The organism is Thalassotalea sp. PLHSN55 (assembly GCF_052030545.1).
GTDB lineage: Bacteria > Pseudomonadota > Gammaproteobacteria > Enterobacterales > Alteromonadaceae > CANMXU01.
Window position 1 is genome coordinate 71,496 of sequence record NZ_JBPDIH010000011.1, and the last position, 17,170, is coordinate 88,665.

The 17,170-nt window shown below is 39.5% G+C and carries 15 protein-coding genes; 9 read left to right on the forward strand and 6 right to left on the reverse strand.

Features of this window, described 5'->3' with window-relative positions; genetic code table 11:
- Position 1: 1 nt before the first annotated feature.
- Positions 2-2,116 carry a type II secretion system secretin GspD gene (gene gspD, locus ACRRSQ_RS18000; RefSeq protein WP_440877170.1) on the reverse strand — a complete coding sequence of 705 codons (2,115 nt, stop codon included), beginning with the start codon at positions 2,114-2,116 and terminating at the stop codon, positions 2-4.
- Positions 2,117-2,131: 15 nt separating this feature from the next.
- The gene (gene gspC / locus ACRRSQ_RS18005) at positions 2,132-3,094 is read right to left on the reverse strand and encodes a type II secretion system protein GspC (RefSeq protein WP_440877171.1); all 963 of its coding nucleotides are present in this window, start codon (positions 3,092-3,094) and stop codon (positions 2,132-2,134) included.
- Between the two features lie 203 nt (positions 3,095-3,297).
- Here gspC and hslR point away from each other — a divergent pair, with 203 nt between their 5' ends.
- The 3 genes from hslR to pckA all read left to right on the forward strand — a co-directional run bounded on the left by hslR (position 3,298) and on the right by pckA (position 6,571).
- Positions 3,298-3,687 carry a ribosome-associated heat shock protein Hsp15 gene (gene hslR, locus ACRRSQ_RS18010; RefSeq protein ID WP_440877172.1) on the forward strand — a complete coding sequence of 130 codons (390 nt, stop codon included), beginning with the start codon at positions 3,298-3,300 and terminating at the stop codon, positions 3,685-3,687.
- Positions 3,688-3,690: 3 nt separating this feature from the next.
- Positions 3,691-4,554, forward strand: coding sequence for an Hsp33 family molecular chaperone HslO (hslO, locus tag ACRRSQ_RS18015; protein WP_440877173.1), 864 nt, complete (start codon positions 3,691-3,693; stop codon positions 4,552-4,554).
- 385 nt (positions 4,555-4,939) lie between these two features.
- Positions 4,940-6,571: a phosphoenolpyruvate carboxykinase (ATP) gene (gene pckA, locus ACRRSQ_RS18020; protein WP_440877174.1), complete on the forward strand. Its 1,632-nt coding sequence runs from the start codon at positions 4,940-4,942 to the stop codon at positions 6,569-6,571.
- Positions 6,572-6,734: 163 nt separating this feature from the next.
- Here the strand turns inward: pckA and envZ are convergent, their stop codons facing one another.
- Positions 6,735-8,030, reverse strand: a complete 1,296-nt coding sequence (envZ, locus tag ACRRSQ_RS18025; protein ID WP_440877175.1) for a two-component system sensor histidine kinase EnvZ — start codon at positions 8,028-8,030, stop codon at positions 6,735-6,737.
- 17 nt (positions 8,031-8,047) lie between these two features.
- A complete protein-coding gene (gene ompR / locus ACRRSQ_RS18030) occupies positions 8,048-8,773 on the reverse strand; it encodes an osmolarity response regulator transcription factor OmpR (RefSeq protein WP_440877176.1) in 726 nt (241 codons plus the stop codon).
- 207 nt (positions 8,774-8,980) lie between these two features.
- On the opposite strand from ompR, the gene ACRRSQ_RS18035 reads away from it, so the two are divergent.
- Positions 8,981-9,352, forward strand: a complete 372-nt coding sequence (locus ACRRSQ_RS18035; RefSeq protein WP_440877177.1) for a hypothetical protein — start codon at positions 8,981-8,983, stop codon at positions 9,350-9,352.
- 26 nt (positions 9,353-9,378) lie between these two features.
- Here ACRRSQ_RS18035 and ACRRSQ_RS18040 read toward each other — a convergent pair whose 3' ends face one another.
- Both ACRRSQ_RS18040 and ACRRSQ_RS18045 read right to left on the reverse strand, forming a co-directional pair.
- Positions 9,379-9,882 carry a hypothetical protein gene (locus ACRRSQ_RS18040; protein ID WP_440877178.1) on the reverse strand — a complete coding sequence of 168 codons (504 nt, stop codon included), beginning with the start codon at positions 9,880-9,882 and terminating at the stop codon, positions 9,379-9,381.
- Between the two features lie 21 nt (positions 9,883-9,903).
- Positions 9,904-10,947 (reverse strand): phospholipase A, encoded by a 1,044-nt coding sequence (locus tag ACRRSQ_RS18045; RefSeq protein ID WP_440877179.1) that lies wholly within the window; start codon positions 10,945-10,947, stop codon positions 9,904-9,906.
- Between the two features lie 200 nt (positions 10,948-11,147).
- Here ACRRSQ_RS18045 and ACRRSQ_RS18050 point away from each other — a divergent pair, with 200 nt between their 5' ends.
- The 5 genes from ACRRSQ_RS18050 to ACRRSQ_RS18070 all read left to right on the forward strand — a co-directional run bounded on the left by ACRRSQ_RS18050 (position 11,148) and on the right by ACRRSQ_RS18070 (position 17,019).
- Complete coding sequence (locus ACRRSQ_RS18050) at positions 11,148-11,798, forward strand: single-stranded DNA-binding protein (protein WP_440877180.1); 651 nt, start codon at positions 11,148-11,150, stop codon at positions 11,796-11,798.
- 108 nt (positions 11,799-11,906) lie between these two features.
- Positions 11,907-14,009: a hypothetical protein gene (locus ACRRSQ_RS18055; protein WP_440877181.1), complete on the forward strand. Its 2,103-nt coding sequence runs from the start codon at positions 11,907-11,909 to the stop codon at positions 14,007-14,009.
- Positions 14,010-14,022: 13 nt separating this feature from the next.
- Positions 14,023-14,685, forward strand: a complete 663-nt coding sequence (locus ACRRSQ_RS18060) for a TVP38/TMEM64 family protein (RefSeq protein ID WP_440877182.1) — start codon at positions 14,023-14,025, stop codon at positions 14,683-14,685.
- A 118-nt stretch (positions 14,686-14,803) separates the two neighbouring features.
- Positions 14,804-15,682, forward strand: coding sequence for a LysR family transcriptional regulator (locus tag ACRRSQ_RS18065; RefSeq protein WP_440877183.1), 879 nt, complete (start codon positions 14,804-14,806; stop codon positions 15,680-15,682).
- Positions 15,683-15,771: 89 nt separating this feature from the next.
- The gene (locus ACRRSQ_RS18070) at positions 15,772-17,019 is read left to right on the forward strand and encodes a prephenate dehydratase (protein ID WP_440877184.1); all 1,248 of its coding nucleotides are present in this window, start codon (positions 15,772-15,774) and stop codon (positions 17,017-17,019) included.
- The last annotated feature ends 151 nt before the right edge of the window (positions 17,020-17,170 follow it).

Consider the following 17,170-nt stretch of genomic DNA (forward strand, 5'->3'; position numbering starts at 1 on the left):
ATTAGCGTTCTTCTTGCTCACCAGCGGCACTATCAGCAGGTGTTTCAACATTTAAATCTTTATCGTCCATGTACTTCTCGAACGATGGTGGTAATTTAAGGTCGTCATTCCATGATGGTAATAATGGTAATTTTTCATCGTCTAACAACTCTAAACCTTGCTCGCGTTTTAACAGCTCTTTGGCACGAATATAGTTGTACTTAGACTTCGTCATTTCACTCATTAAGGCGCCATCACGAATAATGGTTGGACGTAAAAATACCATTAAATTACGTTTACGCACTGAGTTAGTGGTTGACTTAAATAAGTGACCGATAATTGGAATATCGCCTAAAAGCGGTACTTTTTGTTCACTTTCTTGTACGTCTTCATCAACTAAACCACCTAAAATCACAGTCGCGCCGCTGTCGGCAAGCACAGTGGTTTTAATTTCACGTTTGTTAATCGAAATATCAACACCCGTTGCACCACTGACTGACGAAACTTCTTGTTCAATAGTTAATTGTACGCCACTACCTTCGTTCACTTGTGGCGTAACGCGTAGCTTAACACCAACTTCTTGACGTTCTACCGTTTGGAATGGGTTATTGTTGTTACCACTTGCCGTAGAGCCAGTTAAAATTGGAATTTCTTGACCCACAATAAAATAGGCTTCTTCGTTATCTAACGTAGTTACACTTGGTGTTGAAAGAATATTTGAATTGGTATCAGCGTTAACCGCTTGCACAATTGCGCCCCAATCGTCTTTCATAATACCAAACATCATGCCGCTAACATTACCCAATACTTGCGCAAGCAGCGAATAGTCACCTTGAATATCGTTGCCATCTGGGTTAATCGTAGTATTACCATTTTCATCGATAATTGTTGAACCTGGCTCACCTGGTGTTGGCAATGCCGCTTCAACACCTGCTGCAACACTACCGATTGATGCGGGACCATTAGTAAACTGAGTAAAACCACCTTGCTCGCTGTACCACTGTACACCTAAACTCATGCCGTCTGACTCAAATACTTCAACAATAATGGCTTCCACTAATACTTGCGCACGGCGAATATCAAGTTGGCGGATCACCGCCTCTAAAGAACGCAACATATCTGGCTGCGCGGTGATCACAATAGTATTGGTATCTGCGTGCGCTTCTATACTAATTTTACGCTTTTGACTTTTTGAACTGGTAGATTTTGTTGATTCGGTTTCTGCGGCAATTGACTCACTGACCCCTTGCAATACTTTAACTAAATCTTCTGCTTTAGAATATTTCAAATAATAAACACGGGTATTACCATTGGTTTCTAGTTCGCTGTCTAAACGGGCAACTAAGGCCGCAACACGTTCCCTTGCTTGGACTTCACCACTAACAATAACGCTATTGGTACGCTCATCTGCAACAATTTTAGGAATTAAAAATGTCGGGGTACCCGCTGTTTTTCCACCACTGGTTTTATTCATGGCTTCAATAATACGTACCATTTCAGCTGCAGAGGCATACTTTAATGGAATAATTTGCACCGCTTGGTCACCTGCGCGGTCAACCCGTTCTATAATTTTAATTAAACGATTTACCACCGAGGCCGTACCGGTAAGCATAATAACGTTAGCTGGATCGTAGTTCACCACGTTGCCAGAACCCGCTTGGTCTGATAATTGACGCAGTAATGGCACTAATTCACGCACAGTAACATTTTTAACTTCAACCACTCGGGTGACCATTTCATCACCAATGCCTGGGTTTTCGTTACCAACAACTGGAATAGACGAGGTTTTAGCATCTTTGTTACGGATAATTTTGATAATATTATTATCCATTTCAACCGCTGCAAAACCGTACACTTCAAGTACGTTTAAGAAAAATTGATAATACTGCGCTTCAGTTAATAAATCGTAACTACGAACGTTAATTTTACCGCGCACGTTCGGGTCAACAATCATGGTTTTTTGCAGGTTTTTACCGACAATATTTACAAATTCAGTGATTTCAGTATTTTTGAAATTAGGAGAATAGTTTGCTGCTTGAACAGCAGTAATTGCCATGCTATTTATCGTTAACGCAGCCACTAAAGCTAGTAACGTATTTTTAATAGCCGTTGGTTTCACTAAGGAGAATATTTTCATAAGTATTGCGTTCTTCTAATTATCGATACTAAAAAGTATTTCAGTGATTTCATCATTACGAGAAACTTGTAATGATACTTCTTTTTCTTTTCTTAAAGCTTGCAGTGCTTGTGCAGCTTCGCTTGGTTCACTTAAGTCAAAACCATTCATTTGAATAGCAACATCACCAAGTTTTAACCCTGCGGCATTAAAAAAGTCAGGTGATTTTCCGGGTCGTAATTGATAACCAAAAATTTTACCGTCTTTACGTTTTGGTGAAATTTTTAAGTAATCGGTTATCTTACCTGGGTTGTTTAATAAATCTTTTTTCAAGCTACTCGCTTGAGCACTTATCTGCTTATTTTGACGTTGGTCTACAACGTTTGGCGACGATAAATGCTGAGCACTTATTTTTCTCGGTGCGCTAACTTTGGGCGCGGTGACTTTGGGTTTAGAACTCGCCGCTTGTGCGCCATATTCAAAACCGTCAAGCATTAAGGTTTCTAAACGACCTGACTGCTTGATAATAACGCGATCCGTTAATACTTGTTCAAGCGTTGCTCGCGTATTGCTAATTTTATCACCAATGCCGTAAGTTTCTTGTTTGCCACCATTTTCAATAACAGCTGCCGAAGTAGCACTGTCGTCACTGGCTACCGTTGCCGAGAGCGTTAAATTTAATTTTGTTTCTGGCGCATCTTTAACTTCTTCTACTGTTTGCTCAACTGGCTTTTCATTGTACTTGCCAAATAAATGTAACGACTGCAACTTTTGGATACTTAATTTTTCACTTTGAAAACTAGATTCACCCTTGTTATTGCTGACATTCGTTACAATATTAGAAGGCACTTGCGTTGGCGATAAAGCTAGCCAAGTAATTTGCGCTAATAAATAAGCAATATAAGCCATCAACAATACGGTGATAGCTTTGGCGATTTTTTGCTGCGGTAGTTTGGCGATAGTGTCTGAAAATGACACGGCATTAACTGGCAATTGCATATTTATATTACTAATATTTATCATACATCATAGAAAGTCTTCATCGATAATACTTGACCATGGGCTTACCAACAAGCTCCTAACTGTTTTTTATTAAAAATTTCCTTTTTTCGCTGTTGGAGTGGCGAAAATAGCAGCTGTATGGTAATTTGCGCGCAAAATAATATCAGGCAAAAGTTACAAACTTAGGACATAAGATATAGATGACTGAAAATAGTTCAACTCGTCTTGATAAATGGCTTTGGGCGGCACGGTTTTATAAAACTCGCGCCATTGCCAAACAAATGATTGACGGCGGCAAAGTGTTTTATAACGGCCAACGTACTAAATCAGGTAAAAATGTTGCCATTGGCGATACGATAAAGATACGCCAAGGTTATGAAGAAAAAGAAGTTAAGGTAATTGCCTTAGCGGACAAGCGCAGAGACGCAACTTTTGCGCAAACCTTGTATGAAGAAACAAAAGATAGCATCGCTAGCCGAGAAAAAAATGCCATAGCTCGCAAACAAGGTATTTTACTCAGCCCGGCAAGCGACAGTAAACCAGACAAAAAACAACGCCGTAAATTACGGGAATTTAAAGAAAGGATTTAGCAAGTGAACGCTCAAACCGACGTATTAAATCGATACTTATTCGACAATCTACATGCCCGTGGCGAATTAGTGCAATTACAAGATAGCTACCAAGCTATTATCGCAAAACATAACTACCCAGCAGGTGTGCAATCACTGTTAGGTGAGTTATTAGCCGCAACCTGTTTGTTAACCGCAACAATAAAATTTGAAGGTGAAATTACCGTGCAATTGCAAGGTGATGGTCCAGTAAGTTATATGTCGGTTAATGGCAACGACCAACAAGTGATGCGTGGTATTGCTCGTCTTAGCCAAGAAACCACTGAAGCCGGTCTACAAAATCTAATCGGCAAAGGTAATATGGTGATCACCATACGCCCAACTAAAGGCGAACCTTACCAAGGTATTGTGGCGTTAGAAAAAGACACGCTCGCTGGATGCTTGGCCCACTACTTTGAAGTGTCAGAGCAAATCCCAACAAAGATTTGGTTATTTAATGATACAGAGCAACAACTTGTTGCCGGTGCATTGATTCAGTTATTGCCAGATAGTGAAGACAAAGAGCAGCAACTAAACGACTTTGAACACTTATGCCAACTAACAGACACCATAAAAGCAGAAGAAATTTTTACCTTAGATGCGCAAACCCTGCTTTATCGTTTGTATAATCAAGAAGAAGTACGAATTTTTGATCCGCAAAACGTTACTTATCAGTGCAGCTGTTCAACAGAAAAATGTTTACAAGCTATCTCTCAAATAGAGCCAAGCGAAATTAAGAGCATTCTTGCTGAGCAAGGCTCAGTCAGCATGACCTGCGATTATTGCTTAACGACCTACGCTTTTGGCGAGCAAGAACTCGCAGTTTTTACTAACGAATTAAAGCACTAAACCCGCACCTAATTCGATGAGTTAGTTTGCCGAAAATAATAACCAAGAATAAATGTGTTCTTGGTTATTTACATCTTATCTTTCAGACATTCAAAAACCATCCAATCAACACCCAAGCAATCCCACGTTAAATCAAACAGTTAACATATAGATTAGCGTTCTATTTACATATATAACCCAATTCTCATTAACTGAAATTTCGTTATAATTATTTTTACACTATCATTAAAAATAAGATATTCATGTAAGTTATAATGAAAACTTTCATATATCGTTATATTTTGCTTTTGTTTTAAACGCTGATCGCCTAGAATTGGCGCCTTAACAGGAAGCATCAACACTTAACTTTACATGAATATTGTCATAACTTTGGAGAATAGACGCTATGACCGCTTTGGAAAACTCGATCGATTTATCTGTATACGGGATCAACGACGTAGAAGAGGTTGTGTATAACCCTTCTTATGAGTTACTTTTTGAAGAAGAAACTAAAGCAGGTTTAACAGGTTATGACAAAGGTGTCGTAACTGAACTCGGCGCGGTATCAGTCGATACTGGTATTTTTACCGGTCGTTCACCAAAAGATAAATACATCGTTCGCGACGATATTACCCGCGATACGGTTTGGTGGTCAGATCAAGGTAAAAACGATAACAAACCAATGGAACCAGAAACTTGGGACCATCTTAAAGGTTTAGTAACGACTCAGTTGTCAGGTAAACGTTTATTTGTCGTTGATACCTACTGTGGCGCAAATGACGATACTCGTTTGAAAGTGCGCTTTATCACCGAAGTTGCATGGCAAGCACATTTTGTTAAAAACATGTTCATTCGCCCTTCGGATGAAGAGTTAAAAGATTACGAACCTGATTTCGTTGTGATGAATGGTGCCAAAACCACTAATCCACAATGGCAAGAACAAGGTTTGAATTCAGAGAATTTTGTTGCCTTTAACTTAACTGAAAAAATGCAGTTAATTGGCGGTACTTGGTACGGCGGCGAAATGAAAAAAGGTATGTTCTCAATGATGAACTACCTATTACCTTTAAAAGGCATCGCGTCAATGCACTGTAGTGCGAACGTCTGTAAAGATGGCGAAGTTGCAGTATTTTTTGGTTTATCAGGCACAGGTAAAACAACACTTTCAACCGATCCTAAACGCCAATTAATTGGTGATGACGAGCACGGTTGGGATGACAATGGTGTATTTAACTTTGAAGGTGGTTGTTACGCTAAAACCATTAACCTAAGCAAAGAAAACGAGCCTGACATTTATGAAGCGATCCGCCGCGATGCATTATTAGAAAATGTTACCGTGGCTAGCGATGGCACGATTGATTTTGATGATAATTCAAAAACAGAAAATACCCGTGTTTCGTACCCAATTCACCATATCGACAATATCGTAAAACCGGTATCTCGTGCCGGTCACGCTAAAAAGGTTATCTTTTTAACGGCTGATGCTTTTGGGGTATTACCACCGGTTGCGAAATTAACGCCAGAGCAAACTGAATACTATTTCTTATCAGGCTTCACCGCGAAGCTTGCCGGTACTGAACGTGGTATTACCGAGCCAACACCTACGTTTTCAAGTTGTTTTGGCGCAGCATTCTTAAGTTTGCATCCAACACAATATGCTGAAGTTTTGCGTCAACGTATGCAAGCTGTTGGTGCTGAAGCCTACTTAGTTAACACAGGTTGGAACGGCACAGGTAAACGTATTTCAATTAAAGCAACTCGCGCGATTATCGATGCGATTTTAGATGGTTCAATTGACCATGCCGACACTGAAATTTTACCTATGTTTAACTTAGCGATCCCAACCCATGTTGAAGGTGTAGAAGACGGTATTTTAGATCCGCGTCAAACCTACCCGCAAGCTTCACAATGGCAAGAAAAAGCGGAAAACTTAGCAGGTCGCTTTATCAATAACTTTGAGAAGTTCACCGATACTGACAACGGTAAGTCGTTAGTTGCAGCAGGTCCAATTGTATTAGACCAAGCTAAAAGCGCATAAGCGATAAGCGATAAGCGATAAGCGATAAGCGATAAGCGATAAGCGATAAGTATTTAACAACATAAAAAATACCAGCATTAAAAAACCAGCGAGTCGCTGGTTTTTTTATGTTTGTTATTTGGTATCGATGAACATGTTTACACGCGTGAAAACATTCAAAGCGTTAGCTTAGAATCGGTAAATACACTTTCGCTTGTAAGCCACCTTCAGTGCGATTTGACAAGATAACCTCGCCACCGTGCAAATCGACAATACGTTTAATTATCGCCAGCCCTAAACCGCTGCCAACACCACCGCGTGCTTTATCGCCTTGAGAAAAAGGTTCAAATAAGTGTTCAATTTCATCTTCAGGAATACCAGGCCCTCGGTCTGCCACAATAAAGAAAACCTGTTGTTTATCGTCACTTAATCCTGAGCTCACTTCGATAGCATCGGCTGAATAACGAAAAGCATTTTGCATTAAATTCACCACGGCACGTTTTAAAGCAACGTAGCGTATTGGCACGTTGGGGCATGGTCCGGGGTTAAAAATAATTTCTCTGTCATTAATCGATTCAGCTTGTACAACATCATGCAGTAAATCGTTAATATTCATTAATTCGGTACTGTCGTTATTATCATGGCGAATGTAATCGATAAATTGATCAATAATATTGTTCATATCATCGATATCGTTATCGATACCTTCTTTAAGAAATTCATCTTCTTGTGACATCATTTCTGTCGACAGTCGAATGCGTGTTAACGGCGTACGCAAATCATGCGAAATACCCGCCATCAATAAGTTTCGGTCTGCTTCTAGTTGCTTAATGCCCTTAGACATATGGTTAAATGCTTGTGTTACCGAAACAATTTCAGTGGTGCCTTGCTCTTTTAACGGTTTGGGAAAATGTCCAATTGCCACTTCTTCTGCGGCGACTTGTAAGGCTTTAAGCGGCCGGTTAAGTTGCCGTACAAAAACCCAGCCACCCATAACGCTAAGTACACCTAAGATAACTAAGACAATAAGTAAGGGAGAAAAATTTGCTTCTTCTAAACCAGACAATGGAATTTTGACCCACAAGTGCGGTGCTTGCGGAGCTCGGATCCAAAAAAGATATTCATCACCTGGGGAGATACGTACTTCAGCAGGGCCATCGAGTAGCTGCGACATTTCTGCCGAGCGAAACGGAAAGTAAATCGCATCTTGTAAGCCAAGTGCCATCGCATCACGTTCACGATAAACCCCTATATCTGTTTCGCGGTGGAAAGCTTCTGCCATTCTCGGGCTCATTTCAGCATCTTTTAGATCAATAAATACCACGCGTATTTGCTTAGCTAAAAGCTGATTAATTTGATGAGAGCTAGGCTGAATAATATAAAGTGCAATTGATACATACGACACCACTTGGTTGACTAACAGTAACACACCAATTAGCAGTACAGTTTGACCAAAGGCACTTCGGGGGACTATTTTCATAACTACCTTAAACGCAACTAGGCAACGGCTTTACCTTCTGGCACAAAGACATAACCTAAGCCCCAAACCGTTTGAATATAGCGCGGTTTAGCGGGGTCAACTTCAAGCATGCGACGTAAACGCGATACTTGTACATCTATACTGCGCTCAAGTGCTGAATAGTCTCTACCACGGGCTAAATTCATTAATTTATCACGCGATAAAGGCTCGCGCGGATGGGTAATAAGTGCCTTTAACACGGCAAACTCGCCACTGGTTAATGGCATACTAACATCACCTTTTAACATTTCACGTGTCGCTAGGTTTAATTGATATTCACCAAAGGTAATAATGTTTTCTTCTTGTGATGGCGCGCCTGGAGCCTCTTGTACTCGACGACGCAAAACCGCCTTAATACGTGCCAATAACTCACGTGGGTTAAAGGGCTTAGGCATGTAATCGTCGGCACCAATTTCCAAACCAATAATGCGGTCAACCTCATCACCTTTAGCGGTCAACATCACAATTGGAATGTCGTTACCGTCTTGACGTAAGCGTCGGCAGATAGATAAGCCGTCTTCACCCGGCAGCATTAAATCGAGCACTAATAAGTGAAAGTTTTCACGCTCGAGTAACCTGTCCATTTGTTCAGAATTCGCTGCGCTTCGCACCACAAAACCTTGCTCAACTAAATAGCGTTCTAACAAAGCTCTTAGTCGCATGTCATCGTCAATAACTAAAATTTTTGGTGTTTCATGTCCCATGATGTTTCTCTCATTATTACCTTGCATACACTATAAAGAATAATAAGGCAGAATTAAAAAATAACCGCTAGTTTAAAACAACGCATTTGTTACAAACTATGAACAGTGAATAGCAGCTTATCATTTATCTCATTATTTATACTAATCAACTCAGTAGCAAACTGTTGTTGCATTATTATCCAGACAACTACATACATATGAGAAACTATGTGCGAAAATTGTCGTATGAGAGTGTGGATATATTTTGCTAAAGCGCCTATTAGAGTTGTTCGTATTTCACGAAGGCGCAGTGCTACACGTTTAAAACGCGCCATGGTGCAAATAAAATCTGCCTTAGCGCAAGAAAAGCAAGAAACCAAAGAAATGCTTGCCACCTATAAAAAATATACTCAAAGGCAGGCAAGCGCAGAAGAAATGCAGGCAGCAAATAAGCAGTTTGTCGACTTACTAAAAGGCTTAGGTTTAGGCGTATTTGCGGTATTACCTTTTGCCCCGATCACTATTCCGCTTGTAATAAAACTCGGCCGCATGGTCGGCGTTGAGATCTTACCGAGTTCATTTAATAACGACAAAAAATAACTTAGTTGATTTAACCTGAGCTCAGCTTATTTAAGGTAACTAATCGCTTGATCAGTTACGCATTGCGTTAAGCTTTGTTGGCGCTGTTCTTTAGATAAAGAGCCAATCGCTTGTTTCACTAGTTTAAATTTTTGTTGACGTTCAGCTTCTGGCAATTCAGCTAATTGTTCATGAAAACAGCCCTTTAAGCCAAAGTTGATGGCGACGTCTGACTTTAAATCATCACCCGCTAAGCACTTTTGTAACTGCTCAGCTAATAACTGCTTATCCATTTTATTGACCAGATAGCTAATCGGGTGATTGTTATCATCAACCTTTCGCTCTAAATTGCAGGCATAAAACATATCCGCTACCGCCACAACAGGAATAAGCTTTTGATGTTGTTCATAAAAGCGTTCTTTTAACCACTGCTCATTCTTTTCATCTGCCGTATTATTTTGATTCGAAAAAGCCCAAGCATTTGCTTGTACTGCCAATAAAGCACACAAAGTGATAACTAATCTATTGTTTGAATAAGCAAACAAAAACATGTACATCCTTAATAAAAACCATTAAAAAATATCGGTAATGGCAATGCCAATACCTAAACGTTGCTGGGAATGGTTGTAGTCAATTAAGCTCTCACCATAACCTTGGGTATATTGAACATAGCCTTTCATACGACCTGACAGTGGAAAAGTAAAACCAAGCTCTAAACCGCCATTGTGGGTACTAAAATTTTCACGTGTGGTAAACGAAAACTCATATTCGTCCCAATGATAAGCCATGATCAATTCAAAATGGCCCATATAATCAAGTATATCAGGATTATCATCACCCGACTCTTCTGGCGTTGTTTTTACGTCACCTTCAGGAATGCGCCACCAGGGTCGAAACGATAAAATAAAATTACGCTTGGTAAAAAAGTAATTGGCGTAAACACGATTCCAACTACGTGATAAAAGTTGAGAGCGGCCATTTGACTGGTGCTCAAGCCCAAACATTATACCGGAATCACCACCAAGTGGATGATATGGCAGCGGCATAAAATAAAAGATTTCGGGTTGATAATTGGTTTCACGAAATGGGCGTGATAGCTCTTGATTATAAACCTGCCACCAAGACTGCAAAGTGAAACCAAAGGCCAGTTGGTCTCCGGCTACTAGCATATTTTCATAAAGCGGAACTTTAATGCTGAGCTGAAATTTAGCTTCTAATTCTTGCAGTTGATCGCCCCACTCGCTTACCTCGCTATAAGCTTGATGGTGCATATCACTGGTATAAGTCGCTGGCAAAATATAATTCATTTTATGTGGCGTGATCACATAAGGGTTGAACGACACTTGGCGCTCGGCTTCAAGGCGGCTATGAATAAAAGGAATTTCCGGCACTTGCTCTTTTTCAGCTATTGGCGTTTTATTGGCACTAACTTCAATGCTTTTAGTTTGACAACCCGCTTTTAATTCACCAACAGTTACCTGATCGGCTGCATTTTCTAATGCCGCTAACAAGCACGCTTTTTCATCATCAGACGCTGCCCAAGTTGACCATGAGAAGGTTAAACAGGTCAGTAGCACAGCACCATTTTTTTTATAATTTAAGATTGCTATTGTCAAAATAAACTAGGCTATTTGAAAGTGAAGTTGCCGCTATTTTAGTCAAAATTGGCGAAAGTGTCATTAGACGCTGATAAGTAATTAAAGATAAGCCGTTACTAAGGTTATGGCTGATACGTTATAAAGTTTCACGTTTGCTATTGCTTGCCTAACCGACATCTCGTAAATTAGGCGTTAATGAAAATAATAGTAGCGTTTGAATGAACAACTCCTTTAACAGCGTCGATTTATGTACGGTCACTTTACTTGGTAACTTAGTTGCTAAACCAGAAATTCGATACCAAGCCAACCCTGTGGTTGCTATTGCCGAGTTAACGTTAGCAACGCACAGCCGTTGGTATGACAAAAGCAGTCAAAAATTTAAAGAATGGACTAGCTTCCATACGATTAAAGTCATTGGCGATGCCGTTGAACAAGCGCTAATTCATGCCGACAAAGGCGATGTACTGCTGATTCAAGGTTATTTACTTAACAGTAAAAAATCAGACCGAGAAATTATCCACGCAACCTTTGCGCAAAGTTATAACAAAGGCTACGCGCAATCATTAAACCAAGTGCAGTGCTGTGGCCGTATTGTTTCAGCGGTGAAATTAGTCACCACTGAGAAAAACATCGAGTTGGCCGAATTTTTCATTGAGATCAACCATCAAGTTTATTCGCCAATTACCCAAAAGTTACGTAGTTTTTTAATCAAAAGACCGGTGCATTTATGGGGAAAACAAGCCAGTTACATTAAAAATAATGCGCAAGAAAACGACAGTGTTGTTGTTGATGGCAAACTAAACTATCTAAAAGATGCCAACAAATCTCAATTTATTGAAGCAAAACAAGTCGATTTGTTGAAAAAGTAGCTAAAAATAAGCTACAGTTTGCTCAATCGTATTTAGCCAACCAACAATCTCCCATTGCGGCTTGTCTATCAAACGGATCAAGAGCACCCAAGGACATAAGTTTATAAAATGAGTACTACCAGCCCAGTCACTGTAAAGAACCTGTTAAAGCGCATTAGCTCTATTTTTTCAGCTTATCTTTTACTAAGTACTCAGTTACTGGTGACTCAAGTCTATGCACAGCCTTTTCAGGTAAACGAAGTTGCCACGCTAAAATCATTTAACAGCCAGGCTCAATGGTTAACGCCCATTGCCGTGCCTAGTTACAGTGAAAAAGTATTGCTGGGTAATTCTCATGGCCAGTTAAGCTTTTTTTCCAGCGCTTATCCTGAAGCCAATGTCATTTTAGAAATGAACAAGCTTGCCAATAACAGCAAGTTTATAAAACTTACCGCGATGGCAATGCACCCAAGCTTCGCTTTACGCGAACAAAATGGCACTGCCGTAATTTATACCGCACATATTGAGCACTATAATGCGGCGCTAAAAGCCATACGCTTAACGGCTAATGAAGAAAAACATGCCTTTGATCTTGTGGTATTGCAATGGCAACTAAACCCAGCGAATAAAGAAAGTATTGATATTAATAGCAAACGTGAAGTGTTGCGCCTAAATGTACCTTCAGAGCAAATAACGATTAACCAGTTAGGTTTTAATCCTTATGTTCAGTCGTGGGACGACAACTACGGCTTATTGCATATTGCCATTACCAGTGAAGATGCTGCTCAGCAAGCACCGTTATATTCGGGCGCAATTTTGCGCATCAACCCGGAAAAATTTGGCCTTAAAAGCTACACCATTCCTGCGTCAAACCCATTTAATAGCAATGCCACGATTAACAATGAAATTATTACCTTAGGTTTGAATAAACTAAACAAGTTTTTATGGCAAAAGCGCAACACCAATCAGTTTATTATTCATCATAATCAAGCAGGGCTTGATCAGCTTTCATTGGTCAATATCGGTGATAATTTTTTAACCAAAACCAATAGCAACACTCACGTATTGTGGCAAGCGAGCGAGCAACAACAGCTTGGCTTACCTATATTATATTCAGGCAGAGCAATACCTGAATTACGTGATCAGCTGCTGTTTTTAGTGCGCGAAAATACTAATTTAGCGTGGCAGTTGTCTTCAATACCGTTAACGCAATTGCAGCAAAACCAGCAAGCAGGCAACCTAGTTGCAGATGTGCCATTGGCGCATTTAACATCTTCGTCAAAGGTCGCGCTTTTTTTGAACGGTGAAGACCGACTGGCGATTCACGATCAAGACAATCACAACATTATTGAATTGTCGTCGACACAAAGTAAGCAAGCCGGTTCTGTTCAAACACGCAATGAAAAACAAAATGAAAGCGCCAATAGTAATGCTAACAACATGCTTATTTTACTATTGCTGGTACTTGCAGGTGTAGGCGTATATTGGTTCAAATTTCGTCCTAATAACAAAAAAGATCATGGGCATTTATATAAGACCTTTGCACGTTTTGAATTAGACAATGAACAACAAACGCTAGCTTTTTATGATCGCCATAGTGATACCGTAAAAACCACTTTAGCTGTTAACGATATTAGCGCCAGTGAAGTACTGTTAAACGAAAGCAGCATTAATTTAATCAATGCTGATGCTGAAAATGGTTTTAACGAAACCATAGAAACAGAGATACGCAATGCTTTTGCTAAAGAGTATCGCGATAAAATGATTGACGGAAAAATTCGTCATTTTGATATCAGTATTACCGATGTGAATAATAAAACATTTTCGATTTGCCTCTATTACCGTAAAGGCAACCAACGCCTAACAAAAATAAAATATGAAAAAGCACTCGAGCAGTGCATTGATTGGTGCTGGTTTATTGCAGAGCATCTAAACACTGAAAATACCGCAAAACGCATTGTGGCAAAAGCAACGGTGAAAAAAGTACAGAAAAAAGTAACCACTAAAGCCACGTCAAAGCCGGCTCCAAAACCTGCACCAATCAAAAAAAATGTCGGGGCACCTACAAACACTGACAAAAATAGTCAGCAAATACACAGTAATTCAGGTACCGATACTGCTATTGTCGACGCATTAGATAAGCTGGTAAATCTCAAACAACAAGGCTTTATCAACGAGCGTGAATTTGAGTTAGCAAAAGCAAAATTACTGCAAGATTTAGTAGAAAATTAATCTTTTACCCATAGTGAAAATTTCAACAACAAAAAAATTAGCGCTGATCACAACCCTATTTGGCATCTTGATCGGATTAAGCTTATGGTTAAGTTACAACTCCCTTAACCACTCTAGTTTTTATCAAGACGCCTTAGCATTACTGCCTTCAGGTGGCTTAGGCATCGCGACGCTTTTTATTATATTAGCGTTTGCAACCAGCGTCGGCTTACCACGACAGGTGGCCGCTTTTGCTTGCGGTTTTGTGCTTGAAATTACTACAGGTGCCTTACTAGCAACAGCAGCGGCATTAAGTGGTTGCTTACTTACGCTATTAACCTCGCGCGCATTGTTAACCGGCATTGTCACTAAAAAGTACCCTAAAGCACTAACGTCTTTGGCACAGTTTTTTAGTCACGACACCTTTACCAAAACCTTAATTATTCGCTTCTTACCAGCAGGAAGTAACTTACTGACAAATATTTTAGCCGGTGTTGCTAAAGTGCCGTTAACACCCTATTTATTGGGCTCTGGCATCGGATTTTTACCACAAATGTTTATTTTTTCTATGATGGGCAATGGCGTAAAACTCGCAGACAAGCAGCAACTCTTGATCAGCATTTCGCTATTTTTAGTTGCGGCGATATTAAGTGCTTATTTATATAAGCGCACACCTAACAAACCACAACTAACTTAGCCCAATCACCCTATCGTTCTCCATTGCCCCTCTAAAATTGCGGTTAAATAGCTAAAATTTTTAACGCATGTTAATGTACCAAAATTATCATTTACCCATTAATTAAGTACATATCGTTATGATAAATCAGACTTGGCTACATACATTTTGCACACTTACTGAAGTTGGGCACTTTACTCAAACAGCAGATAAACTCTTTATGACCCAGTCTGGCGTTAGTCAACACGTTAAAAAGCTTGAACAACATTTAGCAACTGAACTACTGATCAGAGAAGGCAAGTCTTTCACCTTAACCCATGCAGGAAAGCAGCTGTATCAGCAAGGCAAAGTATTATTGCAATCAATGCAAGCGCTAGAGCAGTCGATTAAAAATGACGACCAGTTTTGTGGCGAAATACGAATTAAATCTCCCGGCAGTATTGGCCTAAAGCTTTATCCCTATTTACTCGACATTCAAGCCAAGCATCCAAAACTCACCATGCATTACACTATTGCGCCCAATGCCGATATTGAAAATTCGCTGTTAAGCCATGACTGTGATTTAGGGCTAATGACTGAACAGTCACGACAAGAAAAAATTACCCGTCATCAAATCGCTAATGAAGCTTTGGTATTAGTTACCGCCGCTAATGTTGAACATGTCTCTTGGCCAGTACTCAATGAGCTTGGCTTTATTGGTCACCCCGACGGGGCGCACCATGCGCAATTATTATTAAGTAAAAACTACCCAGAGTTTGAACATATTAGCCAAATTACCAAGCACGGTTTTTCAAATCAAATCGGTGCTATTTTAGAACCAGTTAGTCGAGGTTTAGGTTTTACCGTGCTGCCTGCACACGCCGCAAATGCTTTCTCGTCACAACAAAAAATTAATATTCATTCACTAACACATTCAATTTCAGAACCCGTTTACCTCTGTAAAAACCGCAATGGCCAAGCGAGCCAGCGGGTAAAATATATTGAAAGGTCGATTAAAGCATTTCTAAATAGTGTTTAGAACGCTGAACTAACCCACTAAAAAATAGTTGCTTGCATCAACAACATAACGCAGACTAGTTGTACTTTTTACTGGAGAAAAATCATTCGATGAAAGTAGGTTTTCAAGGACTAACAAATAGTTATAGTGAATTAGCCGCCAGTCGGTTATTAGAACAATATGGTATTGATGATTACCAGTTGTGCCCTTTAATTTCATCAGAAGACGTAGCTCGCCATCTCACAAGCGGTGACATTAATTTAGGGGTAGTCGCCATACAAAATACTATCGGCGGTATTGTTAAAGAAACATACGAAGCATTTTTCTCTGAAGATTGGGACGTAAAGCATCGATATATTTTAAAAATAGAGCATTGCTTATTTGTTAAAAATAATAGTATCAACCTTGAACAAATCTCAACCGTCGCCTCGCATATTCAAGCATTAAAGCAGTGTAAAAATTATATCCGTGAACACATAGGTAACATTGAACTAAAAGAAATGGCTGACACGGCACTTTCAGCTGAGGCATTAGCTAATGGAAAGTTAAGCGAAAATACTGCCATAATTTGCTCAAAAGCGGCTGGGTTAGCATTAGGTTTACATCTAGTGGGTCAAAGCGTACAAGACAGGGAAGATAATTCAACAGAATTTATTTTAGTAGAACGTAAGCAGGTAAAATCATCAAAGTTTGCAGACATAACGAAAAAATTGCGTATCTGGTTATTTAACGACAGTTTCTTTTCTAATGTTGTTAAAGTCGCAGTATCAGCCATTGTATTGGCAACATTTCAAATTCAGATGTTAAATAATTTATTTTTGCCCAAAAGTTTTGAAATGACTGCGGAACAAGCCTTATTATTTTCCGCAGGTTTATCTATCGGATTGATCTCTTTTCTCAATAAACTTAGAGCTAGACAGTCTCTAAATCTTATTGCTGGCCATTGGGTTTATCTCGATGTAGTAAATAAAGCGAATGCAAGCACAGATATCGACTATGCACTACCGCGTGCTGTTAAAATAGATATTCTCGAAGATAACAAATTGCGAATTCGAGGTTGGATTTGTAATAAAGTTAAAGCGCCTGAACGTTATTTCGAAGCCAAAGAAATTCTTCATAGTGATTTTTATAAAAATACCGGCTCATTAGTTTATAAATACTCTAATTTTATTGGTGGCAAAGATTGGAACTTTAATGGCATAGTCGAATTAGAATGGAATAGATCTAACCCAGAAATGCCAATTAGTAATTTATTTGGTCGTTATTGCGGCTTTTTAACAAATACTACAGGATCGGTAAACTTCAAACGTATTTCACCTGAGAAATTCAAAGAAATATGCCCGATCACCGAAGACTAATGTGATCAAAGCAAGTTAATCAATACAGCCCCGTTAGTGCATTATTATTCACTTACCTTTTTCTGCACCACTATAGTGCAAAAAAACCGTGCCAATGCCACCTTTACTGATGATCATCACCCACAGGGAAATCTCAACAATTGCCGTAAAT

What these genes read in the sequence shown, in the direction of transcription:
- gspD (WP_440877170.1), bottom strand. Translation starts at nt 2,116, where the DNA reads ATGAAAATATTCTCCTTAGTGAAACCAACGGCTATTAAAAATACGTTA.
- gspC (WP_440877171.1), bottom strand. Translation starts at nt 3,094, where the DNA reads ATGCAATTGCCAGTTAATGCCGTGTCATTTTCAGACACTATCGCCAAA.
- hslR (WP_440877172.1), top strand. Translation starts at nt 3,298, where the DNA reads ATGACTGAAAATAGTTCAACTCGTCTTGATAAATGGCTTTGGGCGGCA.
- pckA (WP_440877174.1), top strand. Translation starts at nt 4,940, where the DNA reads ATGACCGCTTTGGAAAACTCGATCGATTTATCTGTATACGGGATCAAC.
- envZ (WP_440877175.1), bottom strand. Translation starts at nt 8,030, where the DNA reads ATGAAAATAGTCCCCCGAAGTGCCTTTGGTCAAACTGTACTGCTAATT.
- ompR (WP_440877176.1), bottom strand. Translation starts at nt 8,773, where the DNA reads ATGGGACATGAAACACCAAAAATTTTAGTTATTGACGATGACATGCGA.
- ACRRSQ_RS18035 (WP_440877177.1), top strand. Translation starts at nt 8,981, where the DNA reads ATGTGCGAAAATTGTCGTATGAGAGTGTGGATATATTTTGCTAAAGCG.
- ACRRSQ_RS18040 (WP_440877178.1), bottom strand. Translation starts at nt 9,882, where the DNA reads ATGTTTTTGTTTGCTTATTCAAACAATAGATTAGTTATCACTTTGTGT.
- ACRRSQ_RS18050 (WP_440877180.1), top strand. Translation starts at nt 11,148, where the DNA reads ATGAACAACTCCTTTAACAGCGTCGATTTATGTACGGTCACTTTACTT.
- ACRRSQ_RS18055 (WP_440877181.1), top strand. Translation starts at nt 11,907, where the DNA reads ATGAGTACTACCAGCCCAGTCACTGTAAAGAACCTGTTAAAGCGCATT.
- ACRRSQ_RS18065 (WP_440877183.1), top strand. Translation starts at nt 14,804, where the DNA reads ATGATAAATCAGACTTGGCTACATACATTTTGCACACTTACTGAAGTT.
- ACRRSQ_RS18070 (WP_440877184.1), top strand. Translation starts at nt 15,772, where the DNA reads ATGAAAGTAGGTTTTCAAGGACTAACAAATAGTTATAGTGAATTAGCC.